Consider the following 18,094-nt stretch of genomic DNA (forward strand, 5'->3'; position numbering starts at 1 on the left):
TGTCGCTTGGTTGTGGAACAGGTGTGATCCCCGAACCGGTCTGCGGGTCGGTCGCCACACCCGAGAGGGCATGACACACCAAAGATCGATCTTATGTGGTAAACCCGCAATTGCCAAGTGCAGGCACGGCACGCCCCCTCACCTGGGGCTTCCGGTGGCGTGCCTGAGTGTTCCACAGTGGTTTGACGGCGCGCTCCGGGCCGGAGCTTGTGCCCGGACCGTAGCGTTGCTCCGCAGCCACGTCCGCCGCCCACGTACCCTGCGCGGACCACCGAACGGAGACCACGTGCCCGACGCCACACGACGCCCCTTCGCCGCACACGGCAAGCAGGCCCGCCGTCGCGGCTGGACCACGCTCGTCACCGTCGTGGCCTCGGCGCTGGCCGTCGTGCTCGTGAGCGGGACGAGCGTCGCCGCCATCGCCGGCGCCCAACTGGCGACCGCACCGCAGACCGTGCAGCTCAGCACCGACGACCAGAGCACCGCGAAGACCGCCGACATTACGGCGATCAAGGGCGGGGCGAACATCCTGCTCATCGGCAGCGACACCCGCGTCGGACAGTTCGACTCCGACGAGGCCGTCGAGGGCGCCCGCAACGACGTCACGATGCTCATCCACATCTCCGAGGACCACCAGCAGCTCACCGCAGTCAGCTTCCCCCGTGACCTGATGGTGCCGATCCCGGCCTGCACCAACCCCGCGAGCGGGACGACCTACCCGGCCTCGACCTCCGCCATGTTCAACACGGCGCTCGGCAACGGCGGCGTCTCGTGCGTCGTCGACACCGTCGAGAACCTCACCGGCCTGAGCATCCCCTACGCCGGGCTCATCACCTTCGACGGCGTGATCGAGATGTCGAACGCCCTGGGCGGTGTCGACGTCTGCGTCGCGGAGCCCATCGACGACACCTTCACCGGTCTGCACCTCACCGCTGGCTCGCACAACCTCGAGGGCTCCGACGCCCTCGCGTTCCTGCGCACCCGCCACGGCGTCGGCGACGGCAGCGACCTGGCCCGGATCAGCTCGCAGCAGGTGTTCCTGTCGGCGCTGCTCCGCAAGGTCACCTCCGACGGCACCCTGTCGAACCCCATCACGCTCTACAAGCTCGCCGGCGCGGCCCTGTCGAACATGACGCTGTCGGACGGCCTCGCCCAGACCCGCACCCTCGTCGGCCTCGCCTCGGCACTGCGCGGCATGAGCACCGCCAACATGCTCTTCGTGCAGTACCCCGTCGCCGACGACCCCGACGACAGCGCGCGGGTGATCGTCGACCAGGAGACCGCCCACACGCTCAACGTGGCGCTGCAGAACGACGTGAAGTCCTCGCTGAGCGACTCGAGCACCGGGCGCGCGTCCGAGGAGTCGCCGACCGCTGGGGGCACTGCGACGACCGCACCGTCGACCGGCACCACGCCGTCCGACACGTCGTCGTCGCCCGCGTCGAGCGGCGCATCGTCGGGGACGTCGTCCGCACCGAGCTCGTCCGCCACGAGCACGGCGACGTCGACCCCGCTGCCCTCGTCGATCACCGGGCAGAGCGCCTCCGAGCAGACCTGCTCCGTCGGCAACTGACCGCCGGACAGGGCTGACGGCGCGGCGCCCTCCGGGCACTGGGCAGACGCGTCTGCGCGCGGCTGGCGACGAGGCGGGGACGACCCGCGCCTCCTGGCCGTGGCGACCGAAGCGGACTGGAGGCCCGTCCTACGGGATCGGGACGGGCGTCACGCCCAGCGGGGCCAGGCCCGCAGCGCCGCCGTCGGCGGCCGTCAGCACCCACACGCCGTCGGCGTGCACCGCGACGCTGTGCTCCCAGTGCGCGGCGTCCCCACCGTCCATCGTGCGGACGGTCCAGTCGTCGTCGTCCGTCGAGCTGTCGATCGTGCCCGCGGTGACCATCGGCTCGATGGCGACCACCAGGCCGGGCTTCACCGCCGGACCGGCACCGCGGACGCGGTAGTTGAAGACCGGCGGGTCCTCGTGCATGGAGCGACCGATGCCGTGCCCCGTGTAGTCCTCGACGATGCCCCAGGCACCGGTCTCGTCGATGGCGTCCTCGACCGCGGAACCGACCTCGTGCAGGTTCTTCGCGTGGGCGAGCGCCGCGATGCCGTGCCAGAGCGAGCGTTCCGTGGTGTCGCAGAGCGTCTGGCGCGCTGCGGACACCTCGGCGTCGCCACCGGGGACGACGGTGGTGAACGCGCTGTCGCCGTTCCAGCCGTCGACCTCGGCACCGGCGTCCACCGACACGATGTCACCGGGAGCGAGCACGCGGTCACCGGGGATGCCGTGCACGATCTCGTCGTTCACGGACACGCACAGCGTGTGCCGGTAGCCCGGCACGAGCTGGAAGTTCGGGATCCCGCCACCGTCGCGGATCGTCCGCTCGGCGATCGCGTCGAGCTCACCCGTCGTGATGCCCGGACGGATCGCCGCACGCACGGTGTCGAGCGCCTCGGCGGTCAGCAGCCCGGGGCGCACCATGGCGCGGAGCTCGTCCGGCGTCTTGTAGATCGAGGGCTTGCGGAAACGGACCACGCCGGGTCAGACGCCCGCGGTGAGCCCGCGAGCCGACAGCGCGGCCTGGATGCGGTCGCCGACCTCGTCGATCGCGCCGAGGCCGTCGACGTCGAGCACGAGACCACGGTCGCCGTAGGCGCCGACGATCGGCGCGGTCTGCTCGGTGTAGACCTGCTGGCGACGACGGATCGTCTCCTCGTTGTCGTCACTGCGGCCCTGCTGCTCGGCACGCTTCAGCAACCGGCCGACGAGCTCGTCCTGGTCGGCGACGAGCTGCACGACCGCGTCGATCCCGGTGCCCTGCTCGGCGAGCAGCGCGTCGAGGTACTCGACCTGCCCGACCGTGCGGGGGTACCCGTCGAGCAGGAACCCCTCGGCTGCGTCCGCCTCGTTCAGGCGCGACTTCACGAGCTCGTTCGTCAGGGAGTCCGGCACGTAGTCGCCGGCGTCCATGATCGCCTTGGCCTGCACACCGAGCGGCGTGCCCTCCGCGACGTTCTTGCGGAAGATGTCGCCCGTCGAGACGGCCGGGATCCCGAAGGAGTCGGCGATCCGGCCGGCCTGCGTGCCCTTCCCCGCTCCGGGGGGTCCGACGATGATGAGACGTGCGCTCAACGGAGAAGCCCTTCGTAGTGACGCTGCTGCAGCTGCGAGTCGATCTGCTTCACGGTCTCGAGACCGACACCCACGATGATCAGGATGCTCGCGCCACCGAACGGGAAGTTCTGGTTCGCGCCGAACAGCGCCAGTGCTGCCAGCGGGATGAGCGCGATGAAACCGAGGTAGAGCGAGCCGGGCAGCGTCACCCGGGTGAGGACGTAGTCGAGGTACTCGGCGGTCGGACGACCGGCACGGATGCCGGGGATGAACCCGCCGTACTTCTTCATGTTGTCGGCGACCTCTTCGGGGTTGAAGGTGATCGCCACGTAGAAGTACGTGAACCCGACGATGAGCAGGAAGTACAGCACCATGTAGAACAGGTTGTCGCCGGAGACGAGGTTGTTCTCGATCCAGGTGACCCACGCCGCGGGCTCGGAGCCGTCCGAGGGCTTGTTGAACTGCGCGACCAGGGCCGGCAGGTACAGCAACGACGACGCGAAGATGACGGGCACGACGCCGGCCATGTTCACCTTGATCGGGATGTACGTGTTGTTGCCGCCGTACGTGCGTCGGCCGACCATGCGCTTGGCGTACTGGACCGGGATCCGCCGCTGCGACTGCTCGACGAACACGACGGCCATCATGATGACCAGTCCGACCAGGATGACGAACAGGAAGAGCTCGAATGACTGCGACTGCTCGATGGCCCAGAGCGCCGACGGGAACTGCGCCGCGATCGACGTGAAGATGAGGAGGGACATGCCGTTGCCGATGCCGCGCTCGGTGACGAGCTCGCCCATCCACATGATGAGGCCGGTACCGGCGGTCAGCGTGACGACCATGAGCATGATCGCGTACCAGCTGTCGTTCGAGATGATCGACGAGCAGGAGGACGACGCGTTCGTGCCGAAGAGGGCACCCGAGCGGGCGACCGTGATCAGGGTGGTGGACTGCAGCACGCCCAGCGCGATCGTGAGGTAGCGCGTGTACTGCGTCAGCTTCGCCTGACCGGACTGGCCCTCCTTGTAGAGGGAGTCGAAGTGCGGGATGACCACGCGCAGGAGCTGCACGATGATCGACGACGTGATGTACGGCATGATGCCGAGCGCGAAGACCGAGAGCTTCAGCAGCGCGCCGCCGGAGAACAGGTTGATCAGGTCGTAGAGACCGCCGGACGACGAGGCGCTGGCGAGACAGCTCTGCACGGCCGCGTAGTCGACGAACGGTGCCGGGATGTACGACCCGAGCCGGAACAGCGCGATGATCGCGAGGGTGAAGCCGATCTTCTTGCGAAGATCAGGGGTGCGCATGATGCGCGCGACCGCTCTGAACACGAGGACTCCGAACTTCTGGGACCGGGGCCGTCGATCGCGGCCGTTCCGGTGTCGGTCGGCAGGGCCGACCAGGCTGGCGGATGCCGGCCACTGTCAAGGAAACCGTAACGGCGGCCCGTGCGCAAACGCACGGGCCGCCGACGGGGGTTACTGGGAGACGGTGCCGCCAGCAGCCACGATCTTCTCGGCGGCGGACGCCGAGACCTTGTCGACCGTGACCGTGATCTTCACGGTGATGTCACCCTGACCGAGAACCTTGACCTTCTCGTTCTTGCGGACGGCGCCCTTGGCGACCAGGCCCGCAACGGTGACGTCGCCACCATCGGGGTAGAGCTCCGAGATCTTGTCCAGGTTCACGACCTGGTACTCGACCCGGAACGGGTTCTTGAACCCGCGGAGCTTCGGGGTGCGCATGTGCAGCGGCATCTGCCCACCCTCGAAGCCGACCCGGACCTGGTAACGGGCCTTCGTGCCCTTGGTACCACGCCCAGCGGTCTTGCCCTTCGAGCCCTCACCGCGACCCACACGGGTGCGGTCCTTCTTGGCGCCCTCTGCGGGGCGGAGGTGGTGCAGCTTCAGCACCTGCACGCGCTCGTTCTTCTCGTCGCTCATGCGTCGACCTCCTCGACCTTCACGAGGTGCGCCACCGTTGCGATGTACCCGCGGTTCTGGGCGTTGTCCTCACGCTCGACCGTACGGCCGATGCGCTTGAGACCCAGGCTGCGGAGCGTGTCGCGCTGGTACTGCTTCTCGCTGATAACGGACTTGATCTGCGTGATCTTCAGCGTCGCCATCACGCACCTGCCTTCTCGGTCGCGGCACGCAGGGCTGCGGCCTCGGCCTGGAGCAGACGAGCCGGGACGACCCGCTCGACGTCGAGGCCACGACGGCTCGCGACGGCGCGGGGCTCCTCGAGCTGCTTCAGAGCCTCGACGGTCGCGTGCACGATGTTGATGGTGTTCGACGAACCGAGCGACTTGCTCAGGACGTCGTGGATGCCGGCGCACTCGAGCACGGCGCGGACGGGACCACCGGCGATGACACCGGTACCCGGGCCGGCCGGACGCAGGAGGACGACGCCAGCAGCGGCCTCACCCTGCACGGGGTGCGGGATGGTGTTGCCGACGCGGGGGACGCGGAAGAAGTTCTTCTTCGCCTCTTCGACACCCTTGGAGATCGCCGTGGGGACCTCCTTGGCCTTGCCGTAGCCGACGCCCACGAGGCCGTTGCCGTCACCCACGACGACGAGCGCCGTGAAGCTGAAGCGACGACCACCCTTGACGACCTTCGACACGCGGTTGATGGTCACCACGCGCTCGAGGAACTGGCTGTCGCCACCGCGGTTGTTGCGGTCGCGGCCCTGCTGACGGTCACGACCGCCACCACGACGGCCACGGTTGTCGGCCGAGTCGCGGTTGTTCGATGCGGAACCGGCAGCGGTCTCGACGGGACGCTCGGCGACGGCAGGTGCCTCCGCCTCCTTGCCCTTCGCGGCGGTGTCGGTTCCCTCGGCGGCTGCCTCGGTGCCCTCAGCGGTCGCCTCGGTGGCCTCGGGGGCCTCCGTGCTCGCCTCGGTGGTCTCGACGGCGTCCGTGGCCTCGACGGCCTCGGTCTTGGCGTCTTCGTTGGTGTTCGCGTTGTCGCTCACAGGTTCAGCCCTCCTTCACGGGCACCATCGGCGATCGCGGCGACGCGACCGGCGTACTTGCTGCCACCGCGGTCGAAGACCACGGCCTCGACGCCAGCCGACTTCGCGCGCTCGGCGAGGAGCTCACCGACGCGACGGGCCTTGGCGGTCTTGTCGCCGTCGAACGAGCGGAGGTCTGCCTCCATCGTCGAGGCGCTTGCGAGGGTGTGACCCTTCGCGTCGTCGATGACCTGCACGAACACGTGACGCGACGAGCGGGTGACGGCGAGACGGGGACGAGCCTCGGTGCCGGTGATCTTCTTGCGGAGACGGTTGTGACGACGCGCCTTGGCGGCCGCCTTGCTCTTGCCTCGTGTCTTGAGGAGTCCCATGATCACTTACCTGACTTTCCGGCCTTGCGGCGCACGTTCTCGCCGGCGTAACGGACACCCTTGCCCTTGTACGGCTCGGGCTTCCGGAGCTTCCGGATGTTCGCCGCCACTTCGCCGACTGCCTGCTTGTCGATGCCGGCGACCGTGACCTTGTTGTTGCCCTCGACCGCGAAGCTGATGCCTGCGGGCGGCTCGACCGTGATCGAGTGGGAGTACCCGAGCGCGAACTCGAGGTTCGAGCCCTTCGCCTGCACGCGGTAACCGGTGCCGACGACCTCGAGGCCCTTGGTGTAGCCCTGGGTCACGCCGATGATGTTGTTGGCGATGAGGGTACGGGTCAGGCCGTGGAGCGAACGCGACTCGCGCTCGTCGTCCGGACGGGTGACGAGAACCTGGTTCTCCTCGACCTTGGCCTGGATGGGCTCCGCGATGACGAGCGCGAGCTCGCCCTTCGGGCCCTTGACCGCCACGCTCTGACCGTCAACGGAGACGGTCACGCCGGCGGGGATGTCGATGGGAAGACGTCCGATTCGTGACATTGTCGATCACCACACGTAGGCGAGGACTTCCCCACCCACGCCCTTCTGCTCGGCTTCGCGGTCGGTCAGCAGGCCGGACGAGGTCGAGAGGATCGCCACGCCGAGGCCACCGAGGACCTGGGGGATCTCCGTCGACTTCGCGTAGACCCGGAGGCCCGGCTTCGACACGCGCTTGATGCCGGCGATCGAACGCTCGCGCTCGGGACCGTACTTCAGGTCGATGGTGAGGGTCTGCCCGACTCGGGCGTCCTCCACCTTCCACTCGCTGATGTAGCCCTCACGCTTGAGGATGTCGGCGATGTTCTTCTTGAGCTTGGAGCTCGGGAGCGCGACGGCGTCGTGGTGCGCGGAGTTCGCGTTCCGCAATCTGGTCAGCATGTCTGCGACCGGATCGGTCATCGTCATGATGTTCGTCCATTTCTCGCCTGGTTTCGACACCCGTTCCACGAATGCCGACCTGAGCGATCGAGTGATCCCGGGGCGGTTCCCCAGGATCGGTGTGTTCGTGCGTGCGGGCCGGAGGACGTGAATCCTCCGGCCCGCACCGCCCGAAGTAGTTTAGACCGTCTGCTCGTTGGAGCGGAACGGGAAGCCGAGCTGACGGAGCAGCGCGCGTCCCTCGTCGTCCGTCTTCGCGGTGGTGACGACAGTGATGTCGAAGCCGCGGACACGGTCGATGCGGTCCTGGTCGATCTCGTGGAACACGGACTGCTCCGAGAGACCGAACGTGTAGTTGCCGTTCCCGTCGAACTGCTTGTCGCTGAGACCGCGGAAGTCGCGGATGCGGGGCAGTGCGAGGGAGATCAGGCGGTCGAGGAACTCCCAGGCGCGGTCACCACGGAGGGTGACGTGCGCACCGATCGCCTGACCCTCGCGCAGCTTGAACTGCGCGATGGACTTGCGAGCGATGTTGACCTGGGGCTTCTGACCCGTGATCGCCGTGAGGTCCTTGATGGCCCCCTCGATGATCTTCGAGTCGCGAGCGGCCTCGCCGACACCGGTGTTCACGACGACCTTGACCAGGCCGGGGACCTGGTTGACGTTCGCGTAGCCGAACTGCTCGGTGAGCGTGGCCTTGATCTCGTCCTTGTACTTCTGCTTGAGGCGCGGCTGGGCCTTGGGGGCCTCAGTCGTTGCAGTCGTGTCAGTCATCAGAGCGTCTCACCTGACTTCTTGGCGTAGCGGACACGGACGGTCTTCTTGACCCCGCCCTTCTCCACCTCTTCGGTACGGAAGCCGACGCGGGTCGGCTTCTTCGTCTTCGGGTCGACGAGAGCGACGTTCGACACGTGGATCGAGGCTTCGTGCTTCTCGATGCCACCCGTCTTCGAGCCGCGCTGCGTCTGGCCGACGCGGACGTGCTTCGTGACGAAGTTCACGCCCTCGACGACGACGCGCTGCTTGTCCTTGAGGACCTCGATGACCTTGCCCTGCTTGCCACGGTCGCCGCCACGCTCCTGCGTCGCGCCCGTGATGACCTGGACGAGGTCACCCTTCTTGATGTTCGCCATGGCTTACAGCACCTCCGGCGCGAGCGAGATGATCTTCATGAACTTCTTGTCTCGGAGCTCGCGACCGACCGGACCGAAGATGCGCGTGCCGCGCGGGTCGCCGTCGGCCTTGAGGATCACTGCCGCGTTCTCGTCGAACTTGATGTAGGAGCCGTCCTGACGACGGGTCTCCTTCTTGGTGCGAACGATGACCGCCTTGACGACGTCACCCTTCTTCACGTTGCCGCCGGGGATGGCGTCCTTCACCGTGGCGACGATGACGTCACCGAGACCGGCGTAGCGACGACCCGAACCACCGAGCACGCGGATGGTCAAGATCTCCTTGGCACCCGTGTTGTCGGCGATCTTCAGGCGGGATTCCTGCTGAATCACTGCTGTCTCCTATTCCGAAGCAGGCCGAGGCCTACTTGGCCTTCTCGAGGATCTCGACCAGGCGCCAGCGCTTTGAAGCGCTGAGGGGACGGGTCTCGCTGATCACGACGAGGTCGCCGACACCAGCGGTGCCGAGCTCGTCGTGGGCCTTCACCTTGGACGTGCGACGGATGATCTTGCCGTAGAGCGCGTGCTTCACGCGGTCCTCGACCTCGACCACGATGGTCTTGTCCATCTTGTCGCTGGTCACGTAGCCGCGACGCGTCTTGCGGTAGCCGCGAGTGAGGGCGGCGGAGGTCTTCTCTTCGTTCGCCATTACTTCTCCTCGGCGGTCTCGGCCTCGGTCGACTCAGCCGGCTTGTCAGCCTTCTTCGTCGTCTTCTTGGCCTTGGTGGCGGTCTCGACGGGCGCGGGAGTGGCACGGATGCCGAGCTCGCGCTCGCGGAGGACGGTGTAGATGCGAGCGATGTCGCGCTTGACGGCACGGAGACGACCGTGGCTCTCCAGCTGGCCGGTGGCCGACTGGAAGCGGAGGTTGAAGAGTTCCTCCTTGGCCTTCTTCAGCTCGTCAGCGAGACGCTCGTTCTCGAACGTGTCGAGCTCCGTCGGACGGAGCTCCTTGGAACCGATCGCCATTATGCGTCGCCCTCCTCGCGCTTGATGATGCGTGCCTTGAGGGGCAGCTTGTGGATTGCACGGGTCAGCGCCTCGCGGGCGATGTCCTCGGTGACGCCGGAGAGCTCGAAGAGCACACGACCCGGCTTGACGTTGGCGACCCACCACTCGGGCGAGCCCTTACCGGAACCCATGCGGGTCTCAGCCGGCTTCTTCGTGAGCGGACGGTCCGGGTAGATGTTGATCCAGACCTTGCCGCCACGCTTGATGTGACGCGTCATGGCGATACGAGCGGACTCGATCTGACGGTTGGTCACGTACGCCGGGGTGAGGGCCTGGATGCCGTAGTCGCCGAAGCTGACCTTGGTACCACCGGTTGCCTGACCCGAACGCTTCGGGTGGTGCTGCTTACGGTGCTTGACTCGACGGGGAATAAGCATGGTTACGCCTCAACTCCTGCGCCGGCCGGCGCGTCCTGCGGGGCCTGCTGCGGGCGGCGGTCACCGCGGTCGCCGCCACGACGGTCGCCGCCACGGTCGCCACGCTCACCGCGCGGGCCGCCACGACGCTCGGGGCGCGACGAACGCTGGTTCGCCTGCTCGCGAGCGAGCTCCTTGTTCGTGATGTCGCCCTTGTAGATCCAGACCTTCACGCCGATGCGGCCGAACGTGGTCCGGGCCTCGTAGAAGCCGTAGTCGATGTTCGCGCGGAGGGTGTGCAGCGGCACACGGCCTTCGCGGTAGAACTCCGAACGGGACATCTCGGCGCCGCCGAGACGGCCCGACACCTGGATGCGGACACCCTTGGCGCCGGCGCGCTGTGCACCCTGCAGGCCCTTGCGCATGGCGCGACGGAACGCGACACGAGCGGAGAGCTGCTCGGCGATGCCCTGCGCGACGAGCTGGGCCTCGGTCTCGGGGTTCTTGACCTCGAGGATGTTCAGCTGGATCTGCTTCTTGGTGAGCTTCTCGAGCTCACCGCGAACGCGCTCCGCCTCGGCGCCGCGGCGGCCGATGACGATGCCCGGACGCGCCGTGTGGATGTCCACGCGGACACGGTCACGGGTGCGCTCGAGCTCGATGCGAGCCACACCGGCGCGGTCGAGGGTCTTCTTCAGGTACTCGCGCACCTTGATGTCCTCGGCCACGTAGTCGGCGTAGCGCTGACCGGCCTTCTTGCTGTCGGTGAACCAGTGCGAGACGTGGTCCGTCGTGATCCCGAGACGGAAGCCGTACGGGTTGACCTTCTGGCCCATTAGTTGCTCGCCTTCTTGCTCGTCGCGGCAGCCTCAGCCTCTTCCGGCGTCGCGAGGACGACCGTGATGTGGCTGGTGCGCTTGTTGATGCGGAAGGCCCGGCCCTGGGCGCGCGGCTGGAACCGCTTCAGGGTCGTTCCCTCGTCGACGAAGACGCGGCTCACGTAGAGGTCGCGCTCGTCGAGGAAGCTGTTCGTCGAGTCAGCCTTCACCCGGGCGTTCGCGATCGCCGAGGCGACCAGCTTGTACACGGGCTCCGAAGCGCCCTGGGGGGCGAACTTCAGGATGGCGAGCGCCTCGTGGGCCTGCTTGCCGCGGATCAGCTCGATGACGCGACGGGCCTTCTGAGGCGTGACGCGGATGTGTCGCACGCGTGCGATCGACTCCACCATTTCGTTCCTCCTCTGCGTCCCCGCGTTAGCGGCGACGGCCCTTCTTGTCGTCCTTCACGTGACCACGGAAGGTGCGGGTCGGCGCGAACTCGCCGAGCTTGTGACCGACCATCGACTCGGTGACGAACACCGGGATGTGCTTGCGGCCGTCGTGCACCGCGATGGTGTGCCCGAGCATGTTCGGGACGATCATCGACCGTCGCGACCACGTACGGATCACGTTCTTGGTGTTGGCCTCGTTCTGCGTGACGACCTTGCGGAGCAGGTGCTCGTCGACGAAGGGGCCCTTCTTCAGACTGCGTGGCATCTTCTGAACTCCTACTTGCGCTTCTTGCCGGCGTTACGGCGACGGACGATGAGCTTGTCGCTCGGCTTGTTCGGCTTGCGCGTGCGACCCTCGGCCTGGCCCCAGGGGCTGACCGGGTGACGACCACCGGAGGTCTTGCCCTCGCCACCACCGTGGGGGTGGTCGACCGGGTTCATCGCGACACCACGCACGGTCGGGCGGACGCCCTTCCAGCGCATGCGGCCGGCCTTGCCCCAGTTGATGTTCGACTGCTCGGCGTTGCCGACCTCGCCGATCGTGGCGCGGCAGCGTGCGTCGACGTTGCGGACCTCGCCCGACGGCAGACGGAGCTGCGCGTAGGGGCCGTCCTTGGCGACGAGACGCACCGAGGCGCCGGCCGAGCGGGCCATCTTCGCGCCGCCACCGGGGCGGAGCTCGATGGCGTGCACGACGGTACCCACGGGGATGTTGCGCAGCGGCAGGTTGTTGCCGGGCTTGATGTCGGCGCCGGGGCCCTGCTCGATGACGTCGCCCTGCTTGAGCTTGTTCGGCGCGATGATGTACCGCTTCGTGCCGTCCACGTAGTGCAGGAGCGCGATGCGCGCAGTGCGGTTGGGGTCGTACTCGATGTGAGCGACCTTGGCGTCCACGCCGTCCTTGTCGGAGCGACGGAAGTCGATCACGCGGTACTGGCGCTTGTGGCCACCACCGATGTGACGCGTGGTGATGCGGCCGGAGCTGTTGCGACCACCGGTCTTCGGCAGCGGACGAAGCAGGGACTTCTCCGGAGTCGAACGGGTGATCTCAGCGAAGTCGGCGACCGACGAGCCGCGACGACCGGGGGTCGTCGGCTTGTAGTTACGAATAGCCATGATTTATCCCTCTGGTCCTCAGCCGACAGCCGTGAAGATGTCGATCGAACCGGACTTGAGCGTCACGATGGCGCGCTTGGTGTCCTTGCGCTTGCCGAGACCGAACTTGGTGCGACGGGTCTTGCCCGGGCGGTTCAGCGTGTTGATGCTCGCGACCTTGACCTCGAAGATCTTCTCGATGGCGAGCTTGATCTCGGTCTTGTTCGAACGGGGGTCCACGATGAACGTGTACTTGCCCTGGTCGATGAGCGCGTAGCTCTTCTCCGAGACGACCGGCGAGATGATGACGTCGCGCGGGTCCTTGTTGAAGCCGCTCATGCGGTGATCTCCTTCGCGGTCTTCGACGCGATGAAGGCGTCGAGGGCGCTCTTGCTGAAGACGACGGCGTCCGACTTGAGGACGTCGTAGGCGTTCAGCTGGCCGTACGAGAGCGCGTGGACGTTCGGCAGGTTGCGGATCGACTTGAGCGTCAGCTCGTCGTTCGACTCGAGCACGATCAGCACGTGCTTGACGGGCGCGACCTTCTCGAGGAGCGTGCGAGCGACCTTGGTCGACGGCACGTCGGCCTCGACGAAGCCGTCGACAGCCGAGATGCGGCCACCGCGGGCGCGGTCCGAGAGCGAGCCGAGCAGCGCTGCGGCGATCATCTTCTTGGGGGTGCGCTGCGAGTAGTCGCGGGGGGTCGGTCCGTGGACGACGCCACCACCGGTGTGCTCGGGAGCACGGACGGAACCCTGACGGGCGCGGCCGGTGCCCTTCTGCTTGAACGGCTTGCGACCGGCACCGCGGACTTCGCCGCGGTTCTTGGTCTTGTGGGTGCCCTGACGCGCGGCTGCGAGCTGCGCGGTGACGACCTGGTGGATCAGCGGGACGTTGGTCTCGACGTCGAAGAGAGCTGCGGGCAGCTCGACGGTGCCGGACTTGACACCCGATGCGTCGAGGACGTCGATCGTGGTTGCGGTCGTGGTGGCCATGATCACTTACCCTTCACGGCGGTGCGGACGAAGACGGAGCGGCCACGAGCACCGGGGACGGCGCCCTTGACGAGCAGCAGACCCTTCTCGGCGTCGACGGCGTGCACCGTGAGGTTGAGGACGGTCACGCGGTCGCCACCCATACGACCGGCCATGCGCATGCCCTTGAAGACACGCGACGGGGTCGAGGAAGCACCGATCGAGCCGGGCTTGCGGTGGTTGCGGTGTGCACCGTGCGAGGCGCCGACGCCGTGGAAGCCGTGGCGCTTCATGACACCGGCGAAGCCCTTGCCCTTGGAGGTACCGACGACGTCGACCTTCTGGCCCGCCGTGAACGTGCCGTCCACGGTGAGCTCCTGGCCGAGCGTGTACTCAGCGGAGTCGTTGGTCCGGATCTCGGTGAGGGTGCGACGCGGGGTCACGCCAGCGGCCTCGAAGTGGCCGGCGGCCGGCTTGTTGACCTTGCGCGGGTCGATGGCACCGGCGGCGATCTGGATCGCCTCGTAGCCGTCGCGCTCAGCGTTGCGGATCTGGGTGACCACGTTCGGGCCGACCTCGATCACTGTGACGGGGATGAACTTGTTGTTCTCGTCCCACACCTGGGTCATCCCGAGCTTCTTGCCGAGGAGGCCCTTGACGGTCTTGGTTGAGTTCGCCATTGGTCAGCCCCCTTACAGCTTGATCTCGATGTTGACGTCTGCCGGCAGGTCGAGTCGCATGAGCGAGTCGACGGCCTTCGGCGTCGGGTCGACGATGTCGATGACCCGCTTGTGCGTGCGCTTCTCGAAGTGCTCGCGCGAGTCCTTGTACTTGTGAGGGGAACGGATCACTGCGATCACGTTCTTCTCGGTGGGGAGTGGCACCGGGCCGACCACGGTCGCACCGGCACGGGTCACCGTGTCGACGATCTTCCGGGCCGACGTGTCGATGACCTCGTGGTCATACGACTTGAGCCGGATGCGGATCTTCTGTCCCGCCATGTGTCTCTTGTCCTCTCTCTGCGCCGCGCACCCGCAGGCCGCCTGACGCCGCTCGGCTCCGCATTGCTGCAGACCGTGCTGTTTTCCTGAACCAACCGGCCGCATCCGCTGGGGATGACCGCTGTTCACCTGTCAACCGCGCGGGCGACCTTGGCCGTCCAGCGTGGGCAATCGACTTCCTCGCACTCCGGGCGCAACAGTGTCGCGTCCGTCATGACCTCGGGGAGTCGTGTTCTGCTGCCTGCGGCCCAACCCAGCCCTGCTGAACAGGGGGGTTGTGCACTGCCAGAGCAGTGATCCTGCGGACTCGCACCCGCGGGGAATTCGGAACCGGACAAGTCTCGCATGTCCCGAGCCCACGTGCAACCCGGGCGTGTCGCGAATTGCCGGGCGTGTCGACACCGGCTCGCTTCCCCGGATCCACGCGGATCGGACGGCCTGGAGGCACGGGTCGCCGCCGCAACGCGGAGCGCCCTCCGGAGATGGTCCGGAGGGCGCTCGTGGACACGGTTACTCGGCCGTCACCGGGGGGACGAACCACGGCGGGAAGACCGCCACGCGCGGCGCGTGGCCGCCGTGGTCGGCGAGCACCGCACGGACCGTCTGACGGGCCTTGTCGTTCGGGACACCGATCACCGCGACGGACGAGAACGGCACGCTCGGCCCCGCGAGGAGCTCGAGTCCGAGCATCTCGGGGTCGGAGAAGTCGGTGCGGCGGATCAGGTTCGTCCCGGCGTCGGGGCCGACGGCGAACCGGACGTCGTCGGCGTCGGCGTCCTGGTCGGCGACGACCACCGAGTCACCGAACGCCGAGACCGGGACGACGAGCACGACGTAGTCCACCGCGCGCGTGCGTCGGGCGGCGTCGGACCACCGCTCCCCGACGGCGCCGGAGCGGAGCTCGTCCCACCGGACGGCATCCGGCGACAGGGTGAAGGGGACGTGGCTCGCGATGGTGCTGCCGTCGGGTGCTTCGGCCTCGGCGCGAGCGGCTCGGGTCTCGGGGCTGCTGACGTCGACGGCGGGCTCCGCCTGGTCCGCCGCCAGGATGGCGCCGGACCCGACGATGCCGTCGAGGTTGTCGATATGGGTCACGTGGTGCGCACGCAGCGACGCGAACACCCGAGCCTCGGGCAGGTCGGCCGACGACGACCGGAGGGACGTCGGCGAACGCAGCGACGTCCCGGGGCCGGAGGCCGGCGGGTCGACGCGCAGGTTGGTGGTGATGCGGGTCCGCCGTGGCGCCGGAGCGGCTGGGATCGCCGACTCCTCACGCTGCCGGGGCGCGCAGATGTCGCAGAGCTCGGTGGGGAAACCGTGGATGCACTCGTCAGTCACGACTGTTGTGGGTCCTTCCGTGCCGTGTGGGGTGGTCCGGCACGTCGACCAACGCTACGTCATCCGGACGCTCCCGGGGTCATTGTCGGTAGAGCAGCGCCCGGACCTCGGACTCGGCGGCGTGGATCCGGGCCGGATCGATGGTCTCGCCGTGTTCGTAGGCGTCGAGCAGCCGCGGGTCGATGTAGCTCTGCCGGCACACCGTCGGGGTGTTGCCGAGCTCGTCGCTCGCGGCCTTCACGGCATGGGACACCGCACGCTTCCGCTTCGCCTGCGAGGACAGCGGACCGGTCTGCGCCAGGTCGACGGCTGCCGCCACCGTTCCGTGCAGGGTGCGGAAGTCCTTCGCGGTGAAGTCGTCACCCGCACGCTCCTTGACGTAGGCGTTGATGTCCTCGGCGGACAACGGCTCCCACTCGTCACCGCGGCGTTCGCGGAACGACAGCAGTCGGGCGTTCGGCCCGCGGCGCTTCATGCCGGCGATCACCGTCGCGAGGTCGGCGTCGTGGATCGACGACGACCACTCCTGCCCGCTCTTGCCGGGGAAGTCGAGCTCGATGTCGTCACCGGAGACGTGGGCGTGCGCGCACAGCAGGGTCGACAGCCCGCGGCTGCCGTGCTCGCTGGCATATCGCTCCGAACCGACTCGCAGCGATCCCTGGTCGAGCATCCGGAACGCCGCGGCCAGCGCTCGGCGGCGATCCGGTTCCGGTCGCCGGAGGTCCAGCGTCACCCCGCGCCGTGCGACCGGCAACGACTCCGCGAGTGCCAGCGCGCGGTCGTACTTGATCCGGTCCATCCGCTCGCGCCACGACGGGTGGTACATGTACTGGCGGCGGCCGGCCCCGTCGATCCCGGTCGCGAGGACGTGCCCGTTCTCGTACGGCGAGATCCAGACGTCGTCCCACGCCGGCGGGATGACGAGGTCCTCGAGCCGCTGACGCACCGCGGCATCGGTGACGGTCGCACCGTCGGGGTCACGGTACGAGAAGCCGCGTCCGCTCCGGACACGGTGGTAGCCACGACCGGAGGTCGTGGAACGGCGGAGACGGGTCACCCGTCCGAGCCAACTCCCCGATGCCTGGGACGCCGTACGGGGCGGACCGGCGCCGTCGTGGCGGGCGTACCCCGGGCCTCCCGTCCGCCGCCCGCCAGGGCCGTGAGCGGCCGTCAGTGACTCGTGGGCGGTACCACGACCTGTCGGGGCAACGGCAAAGCGGGGCCGAGCCCGAAGGCTCGACCCCGCTGAGGCAGGTAACCGGAGTTACTTGACGATCTTCTCGACCGTACCGGCGCCGACCGTACGACCACCCTCACGGATGGCGAAACGGAGGCCCTCTTCCATGGCGATCGGCTGGATCAGCTCGACCGTCATGGCGACGGTGTCGCCGGGCATGACCATCTCGGTGCCCTCGGGCAGCGTGATGACGCCGGTGACGTCCGTGGTGCGGAAGTAGAACTGCGGGCGGTAGTTCGCGTAGAACGGGTTGTGACGCCCGCCCTCTTCCTTGGTCAGGATGTACGCGTTCGCCTGGAACTCGGTGTGCGGCGTGACCGAACCCGGCTTGACGACGACCTGGCCGCGCTCCACGTCCTCGCGCTTGAGGCCACGGATGAGCAGACCGGTGTTGTCACCGGCGACCGCCTGGTCGAGCAGCTTGCGGAACATCTCGATGCCCGTGACGGTGGTCTTCTGCGTCGCGCGGATGCCGACGATCTCGACCTCCTCGTTCAGGTTGAGCGTGCCACGCTCGACGCGACCGGTGACGACGGTGCCACGACCGGTGATCGTGAAGACGTCCTCGATCGGCATCAGGAACGGCTGGTCGGTGGCGCGCACCGGGTCCGGCACGTGCTCGTCGACCTGGGCCATGAGGTCCTGGACCGACTTGACCCACTTCTCGTCGCCCTCGAGCGCCTTGAGCGCCGAGACCTGCACGACGGGGGCGTCCTCGTCGAACTGCTGCGAGCCGAGGAGCTCGCGGACCTCGAGCTCGACGAGCTCCAGGATCTCCTCGTCGTCCACCATGTCGGACTTGTTCAGCGCGACGACGATGTAGGGGACGCCGACCTGGCGGGCGAGCAGCACGTGCTCACGCGTCTGGGGCATCGGGCCGTCGGTGGCGGCGACCACGAGGATCGCGCCGTCCATCTGCGCCGCACCCGTGATCATGTTCTTCACGTAGTCGGCGTGACCGGGGGCGTCGACGTGCGCGTAGTGACGCTTCTCGGTCTGGTACTCGACGTGCGAGATGTTGATCGTGATGCCGCGCTGGCGCTCCTCGGGAGCGTTGTCGATCTGCGCGAAGTCACGGGCCTCGTTGAGGTCCGGGTACTGGTCGTGCAGAACCTTGGTGATCGCCGCCGTGAGCGTGGTCTTGCCGTGGTCGACGTGACCGATGGTTCCGATGTTGACGTGCGGCTTGGTGCGCTCGAACTTGGCCTTGGCCACTGTGGGTCCTCCTCAGGACTCGGAAGCGTCATCCCCG

Annotated in this window: 27 protein-coding genes; 1 reads left to right on the plus strand and 26 read right to left on the minus strand. The window is 67.7% G+C overall.

All coding sequences use genetic code 11. The annotated features are described in order from the left end of the window. Positions 1-286: 286 nt before the first annotated feature. Entirely contained in the window at positions 287-1,573 is a 1,287-nt protein-coding gene (locus tag DEJ14_RS17305; protein WP_181437355.1) for an LCP family protein, read from the plus strand. Positions 1,574-1,702: 129 nt separating this feature from the next. Here DEJ14_RS17305 and map read toward each other — a convergent pair whose 3' ends face one another. From map to tuf, 26 genes are all read right to left on the minus strand, one after another. After that, positions 1,703-2,482 (minus strand): type I methionyl aminopeptidase, encoded by a 780-nt coding sequence (gene map / locus DEJ14_RS17310; protein WP_502868837.1) that lies wholly within the window; start codon positions 2,480-2,482, stop codon positions 1,703-1,705. A gap of 60 nt (positions 2,483-2,542) precedes the next feature. Continuing rightward, on the minus strand, positions 2,543-3,133 hold the full coding sequence (locus DEJ14_RS17315) for an adenylate kinase (RefSeq protein WP_111083456.1): 591 nt from the start codon (positions 3,131-3,133) through the stop codon (positions 2,543-2,545). Further along, the gene (gene secY / locus DEJ14_RS17320) at positions 3,130-4,452 is read right to left on the minus strand and encodes a preprotein translocase subunit SecY (protein ID WP_111083457.1); all 1,323 of its coding nucleotides are present in this window, start codon (positions 4,450-4,452) and stop codon (positions 3,130-3,132) included. Before secY ends, DEJ14_RS17315 begins: the two co-directional genes overlap by 4 nt. 147 nt (positions 4,453-4,599) lie before the next feature. Beyond that, positions 4,600-5,064, minus strand: coding sequence for a 50S ribosomal protein L15 (gene rplO / locus DEJ14_RS17325; RefSeq protein ID WP_027466723.1), 465 nt, complete (start codon positions 5,062-5,064; stop codon positions 4,600-4,602). Beyond that, positions 5,061-5,246 carry a 50S ribosomal protein L30 gene (gene rpmD, locus DEJ14_RS17330; RefSeq protein WP_173168934.1) on the minus strand — a complete coding sequence of 62 codons (186 nt, stop codon included), beginning with the start codon at positions 5,244-5,246 and terminating at the stop codon, positions 5,061-5,063. The genes rplO and rpmD overlap by 4 nt, the downstream gene beginning before the upstream one ends. After that, positions 5,246-6,100: a 30S ribosomal protein S5 gene (gene rpsE / locus DEJ14_RS17335; protein WP_111083458.1), complete on the minus strand. Its 855-nt coding sequence runs from the start codon at positions 6,098-6,100 to the stop codon at positions 5,246-5,248. The genes rpmD and rpsE overlap by 1 nt, the downstream gene beginning before the upstream one ends. Then, complete coding sequence (gene rplR, locus DEJ14_RS17340; protein ID WP_031259041.1) at positions 6,097-6,471, minus strand: 50S ribosomal protein L18; 375 nt, start codon at positions 6,469-6,471, stop codon at positions 6,097-6,099. Before rplR ends, rpsE begins: the two co-directional genes overlap by 4 nt. A 2-nt stretch (positions 6,472-6,473) precedes the next feature. After that, positions 6,474-7,010 (minus strand): 50S ribosomal protein L6, encoded by a 537-nt coding sequence (gene rplF, locus DEJ14_RS17345; protein WP_111083459.1) that lies wholly within the window; start codon positions 7,008-7,010, stop codon positions 6,474-6,476. A gap of 6 nt (positions 7,011-7,016) precedes the next feature. Next, positions 7,017-7,415: a 30S ribosomal protein S8 gene (rpsH, locus tag DEJ14_RS17350; protein WP_017885519.1), complete on the minus strand. Its 399-nt coding sequence runs from the start codon at positions 7,413-7,415 to the stop codon at positions 7,017-7,019. A 153-nt stretch (positions 7,416-7,568) separates the two neighbouring features. After that, positions 7,569-8,162 carry a 50S ribosomal protein L5 gene (rplE, locus tag DEJ14_RS17355; RefSeq protein WP_111083460.1) on the minus strand — a complete coding sequence of 198 codons (594 nt, stop codon included), beginning with the start codon at positions 8,160-8,162 and terminating at the stop codon, positions 7,569-7,571. Further along, positions 8,162-8,521, minus strand: coding sequence for a 50S ribosomal protein L24 (rplX, locus tag DEJ14_RS17360; RefSeq protein WP_111083461.1), 360 nt, complete (start codon positions 8,519-8,521; stop codon positions 8,162-8,164). Before rplX ends, rplE begins: the two co-directional genes overlap by 1 nt. Positions 8,522-8,524: 3 nt before the next feature. After that, complete coding sequence (gene rplN / locus DEJ14_RS17365) at positions 8,525-8,893, minus strand: 50S ribosomal protein L14 (protein WP_111083462.1); 369 nt, start codon at positions 8,891-8,893, stop codon at positions 8,525-8,527. A gap of 31 nt (positions 8,894-8,924) precedes the next feature. Beyond that, positions 8,925-9,209 carry a 30S ribosomal protein S17 gene (gene rpsQ, locus DEJ14_RS17370; RefSeq protein WP_111083463.1) on the minus strand — a complete coding sequence of 95 codons (285 nt, stop codon included), beginning with the start codon at positions 9,207-9,209 and terminating at the stop codon, positions 8,925-8,927. Then, positions 9,209-9,529: a 50S ribosomal protein L29 gene (gene rpmC, locus DEJ14_RS17375; protein ID WP_111083464.1), complete on the minus strand. Its 321-nt coding sequence runs from the start codon at positions 9,527-9,529 to the stop codon at positions 9,209-9,211. Before rpmC ends, rpsQ begins: the two co-directional genes overlap by 1 nt. Then, entirely contained in the window at positions 9,529-9,948 is a 420-nt protein-coding gene (gene rplP / locus DEJ14_RS17380) for a 50S ribosomal protein L16 (protein ID WP_111083465.1), read from the minus strand. Before rplP ends, rpmC begins: the two co-directional genes overlap by 1 nt. Positions 9,949-9,950: 2 nt before the next feature. Continuing rightward, on the minus strand, positions 9,951-10,763 hold the full coding sequence (gene rpsC / locus DEJ14_RS17385) for a 30S ribosomal protein S3 (RefSeq protein WP_017885527.1): 813 nt from the start codon (positions 10,761-10,763) through the stop codon (positions 9,951-9,953). After that, the gene (rplV, locus tag DEJ14_RS17390) at positions 10,763-11,155 is read right to left on the minus strand and encodes a 50S ribosomal protein L22 (RefSeq protein WP_111083466.1); all 393 of its coding nucleotides are present in this window, start codon (positions 11,153-11,155) and stop codon (positions 10,763-10,765) included. The genes rpsC and rplV overlap by 1 nt, the downstream gene beginning before the upstream one ends. 25 nt (positions 11,156-11,180) lie before the next feature. After that, a complete protein-coding gene (gene rpsS / locus DEJ14_RS17395; protein WP_017885529.1) occupies positions 11,181-11,462 on the minus strand; it encodes a 30S ribosomal protein S19 in 282 nt (93 codons plus the stop codon). Positions 11,463-11,473: 11 nt separating this feature from the next. After that, positions 11,474-12,313, minus strand: a complete 840-nt coding sequence (rplB, locus tag DEJ14_RS17400; RefSeq protein ID WP_111083467.1) for a 50S ribosomal protein L2 — start codon at positions 12,311-12,313, stop codon at positions 11,474-11,476. 18 nt (positions 12,314-12,331) lie between these two features. Then, on the minus strand, positions 12,332-12,631 hold the full coding sequence (gene rplW / locus DEJ14_RS17405) for a 50S ribosomal protein L23 (protein ID WP_111083468.1): 300 nt from the start codon (positions 12,629-12,631) through the stop codon (positions 12,332-12,334). Beyond that, positions 12,628-13,287, minus strand: a complete 660-nt coding sequence (rplD, locus tag DEJ14_RS17410) for a 50S ribosomal protein L4 (RefSeq protein WP_111083469.1) — start codon at positions 13,285-13,287, stop codon at positions 12,628-12,630. Before rplD ends, rplW begins: the two co-directional genes overlap by 4 nt. 2 nt (positions 13,288-13,289) lie before the next feature. Further along, entirely contained in the window at positions 13,290-13,946 is a 657-nt protein-coding gene (gene rplC, locus DEJ14_RS17415; RefSeq protein ID WP_027466731.1) for a 50S ribosomal protein L3, read from the minus strand. Positions 13,947-13,958: 12 nt separating this feature from the next. Next, positions 13,959-14,267, minus strand: a complete 309-nt coding sequence (rpsJ, locus tag DEJ14_RS17420; RefSeq protein ID WP_017885534.1) for a 30S ribosomal protein S10 — start codon at positions 14,265-14,267, stop codon at positions 13,959-13,961. Positions 14,268-14,777: 510 nt separating this feature from the next. Further along, complete coding sequence (locus DEJ14_RS17425) at positions 14,778-15,605, minus strand: DarT ssDNA thymidine ADP-ribosyltransferase family protein (RefSeq protein WP_111083470.1); 828 nt, start codon at positions 15,603-15,605, stop codon at positions 14,778-14,780. Positions 15,606-15,684: 79 nt separating this feature from the next. Further along, positions 15,685-16,662 carry a DNA topoisomerase IB gene (locus tag DEJ14_RS17430; RefSeq protein ID WP_111083471.1) on the minus strand — a complete coding sequence of 326 codons (978 nt, stop codon included), beginning with the start codon at positions 16,660-16,662 and terminating at the stop codon, positions 15,685-15,687. A 207-nt stretch (positions 16,663-16,869) separates the two neighbouring features. After that, positions 16,870-18,057, minus strand: a complete 1,188-nt coding sequence (gene tuf, locus DEJ14_RS17435) for an elongation factor Tu (protein WP_111083472.1) — start codon at positions 18,055-18,057, stop codon at positions 16,870-16,872. Positions 18,058-18,094: the final 37 nt, after the last annotated feature.

It is taken from the genome of Curtobacterium sp. MCJR17_020, assembly GCF_003234365.2.
Lineage (GTDB): Bacteria > Actinomycetota > Actinomycetes > Actinomycetales > Microbacteriaceae > Curtobacterium.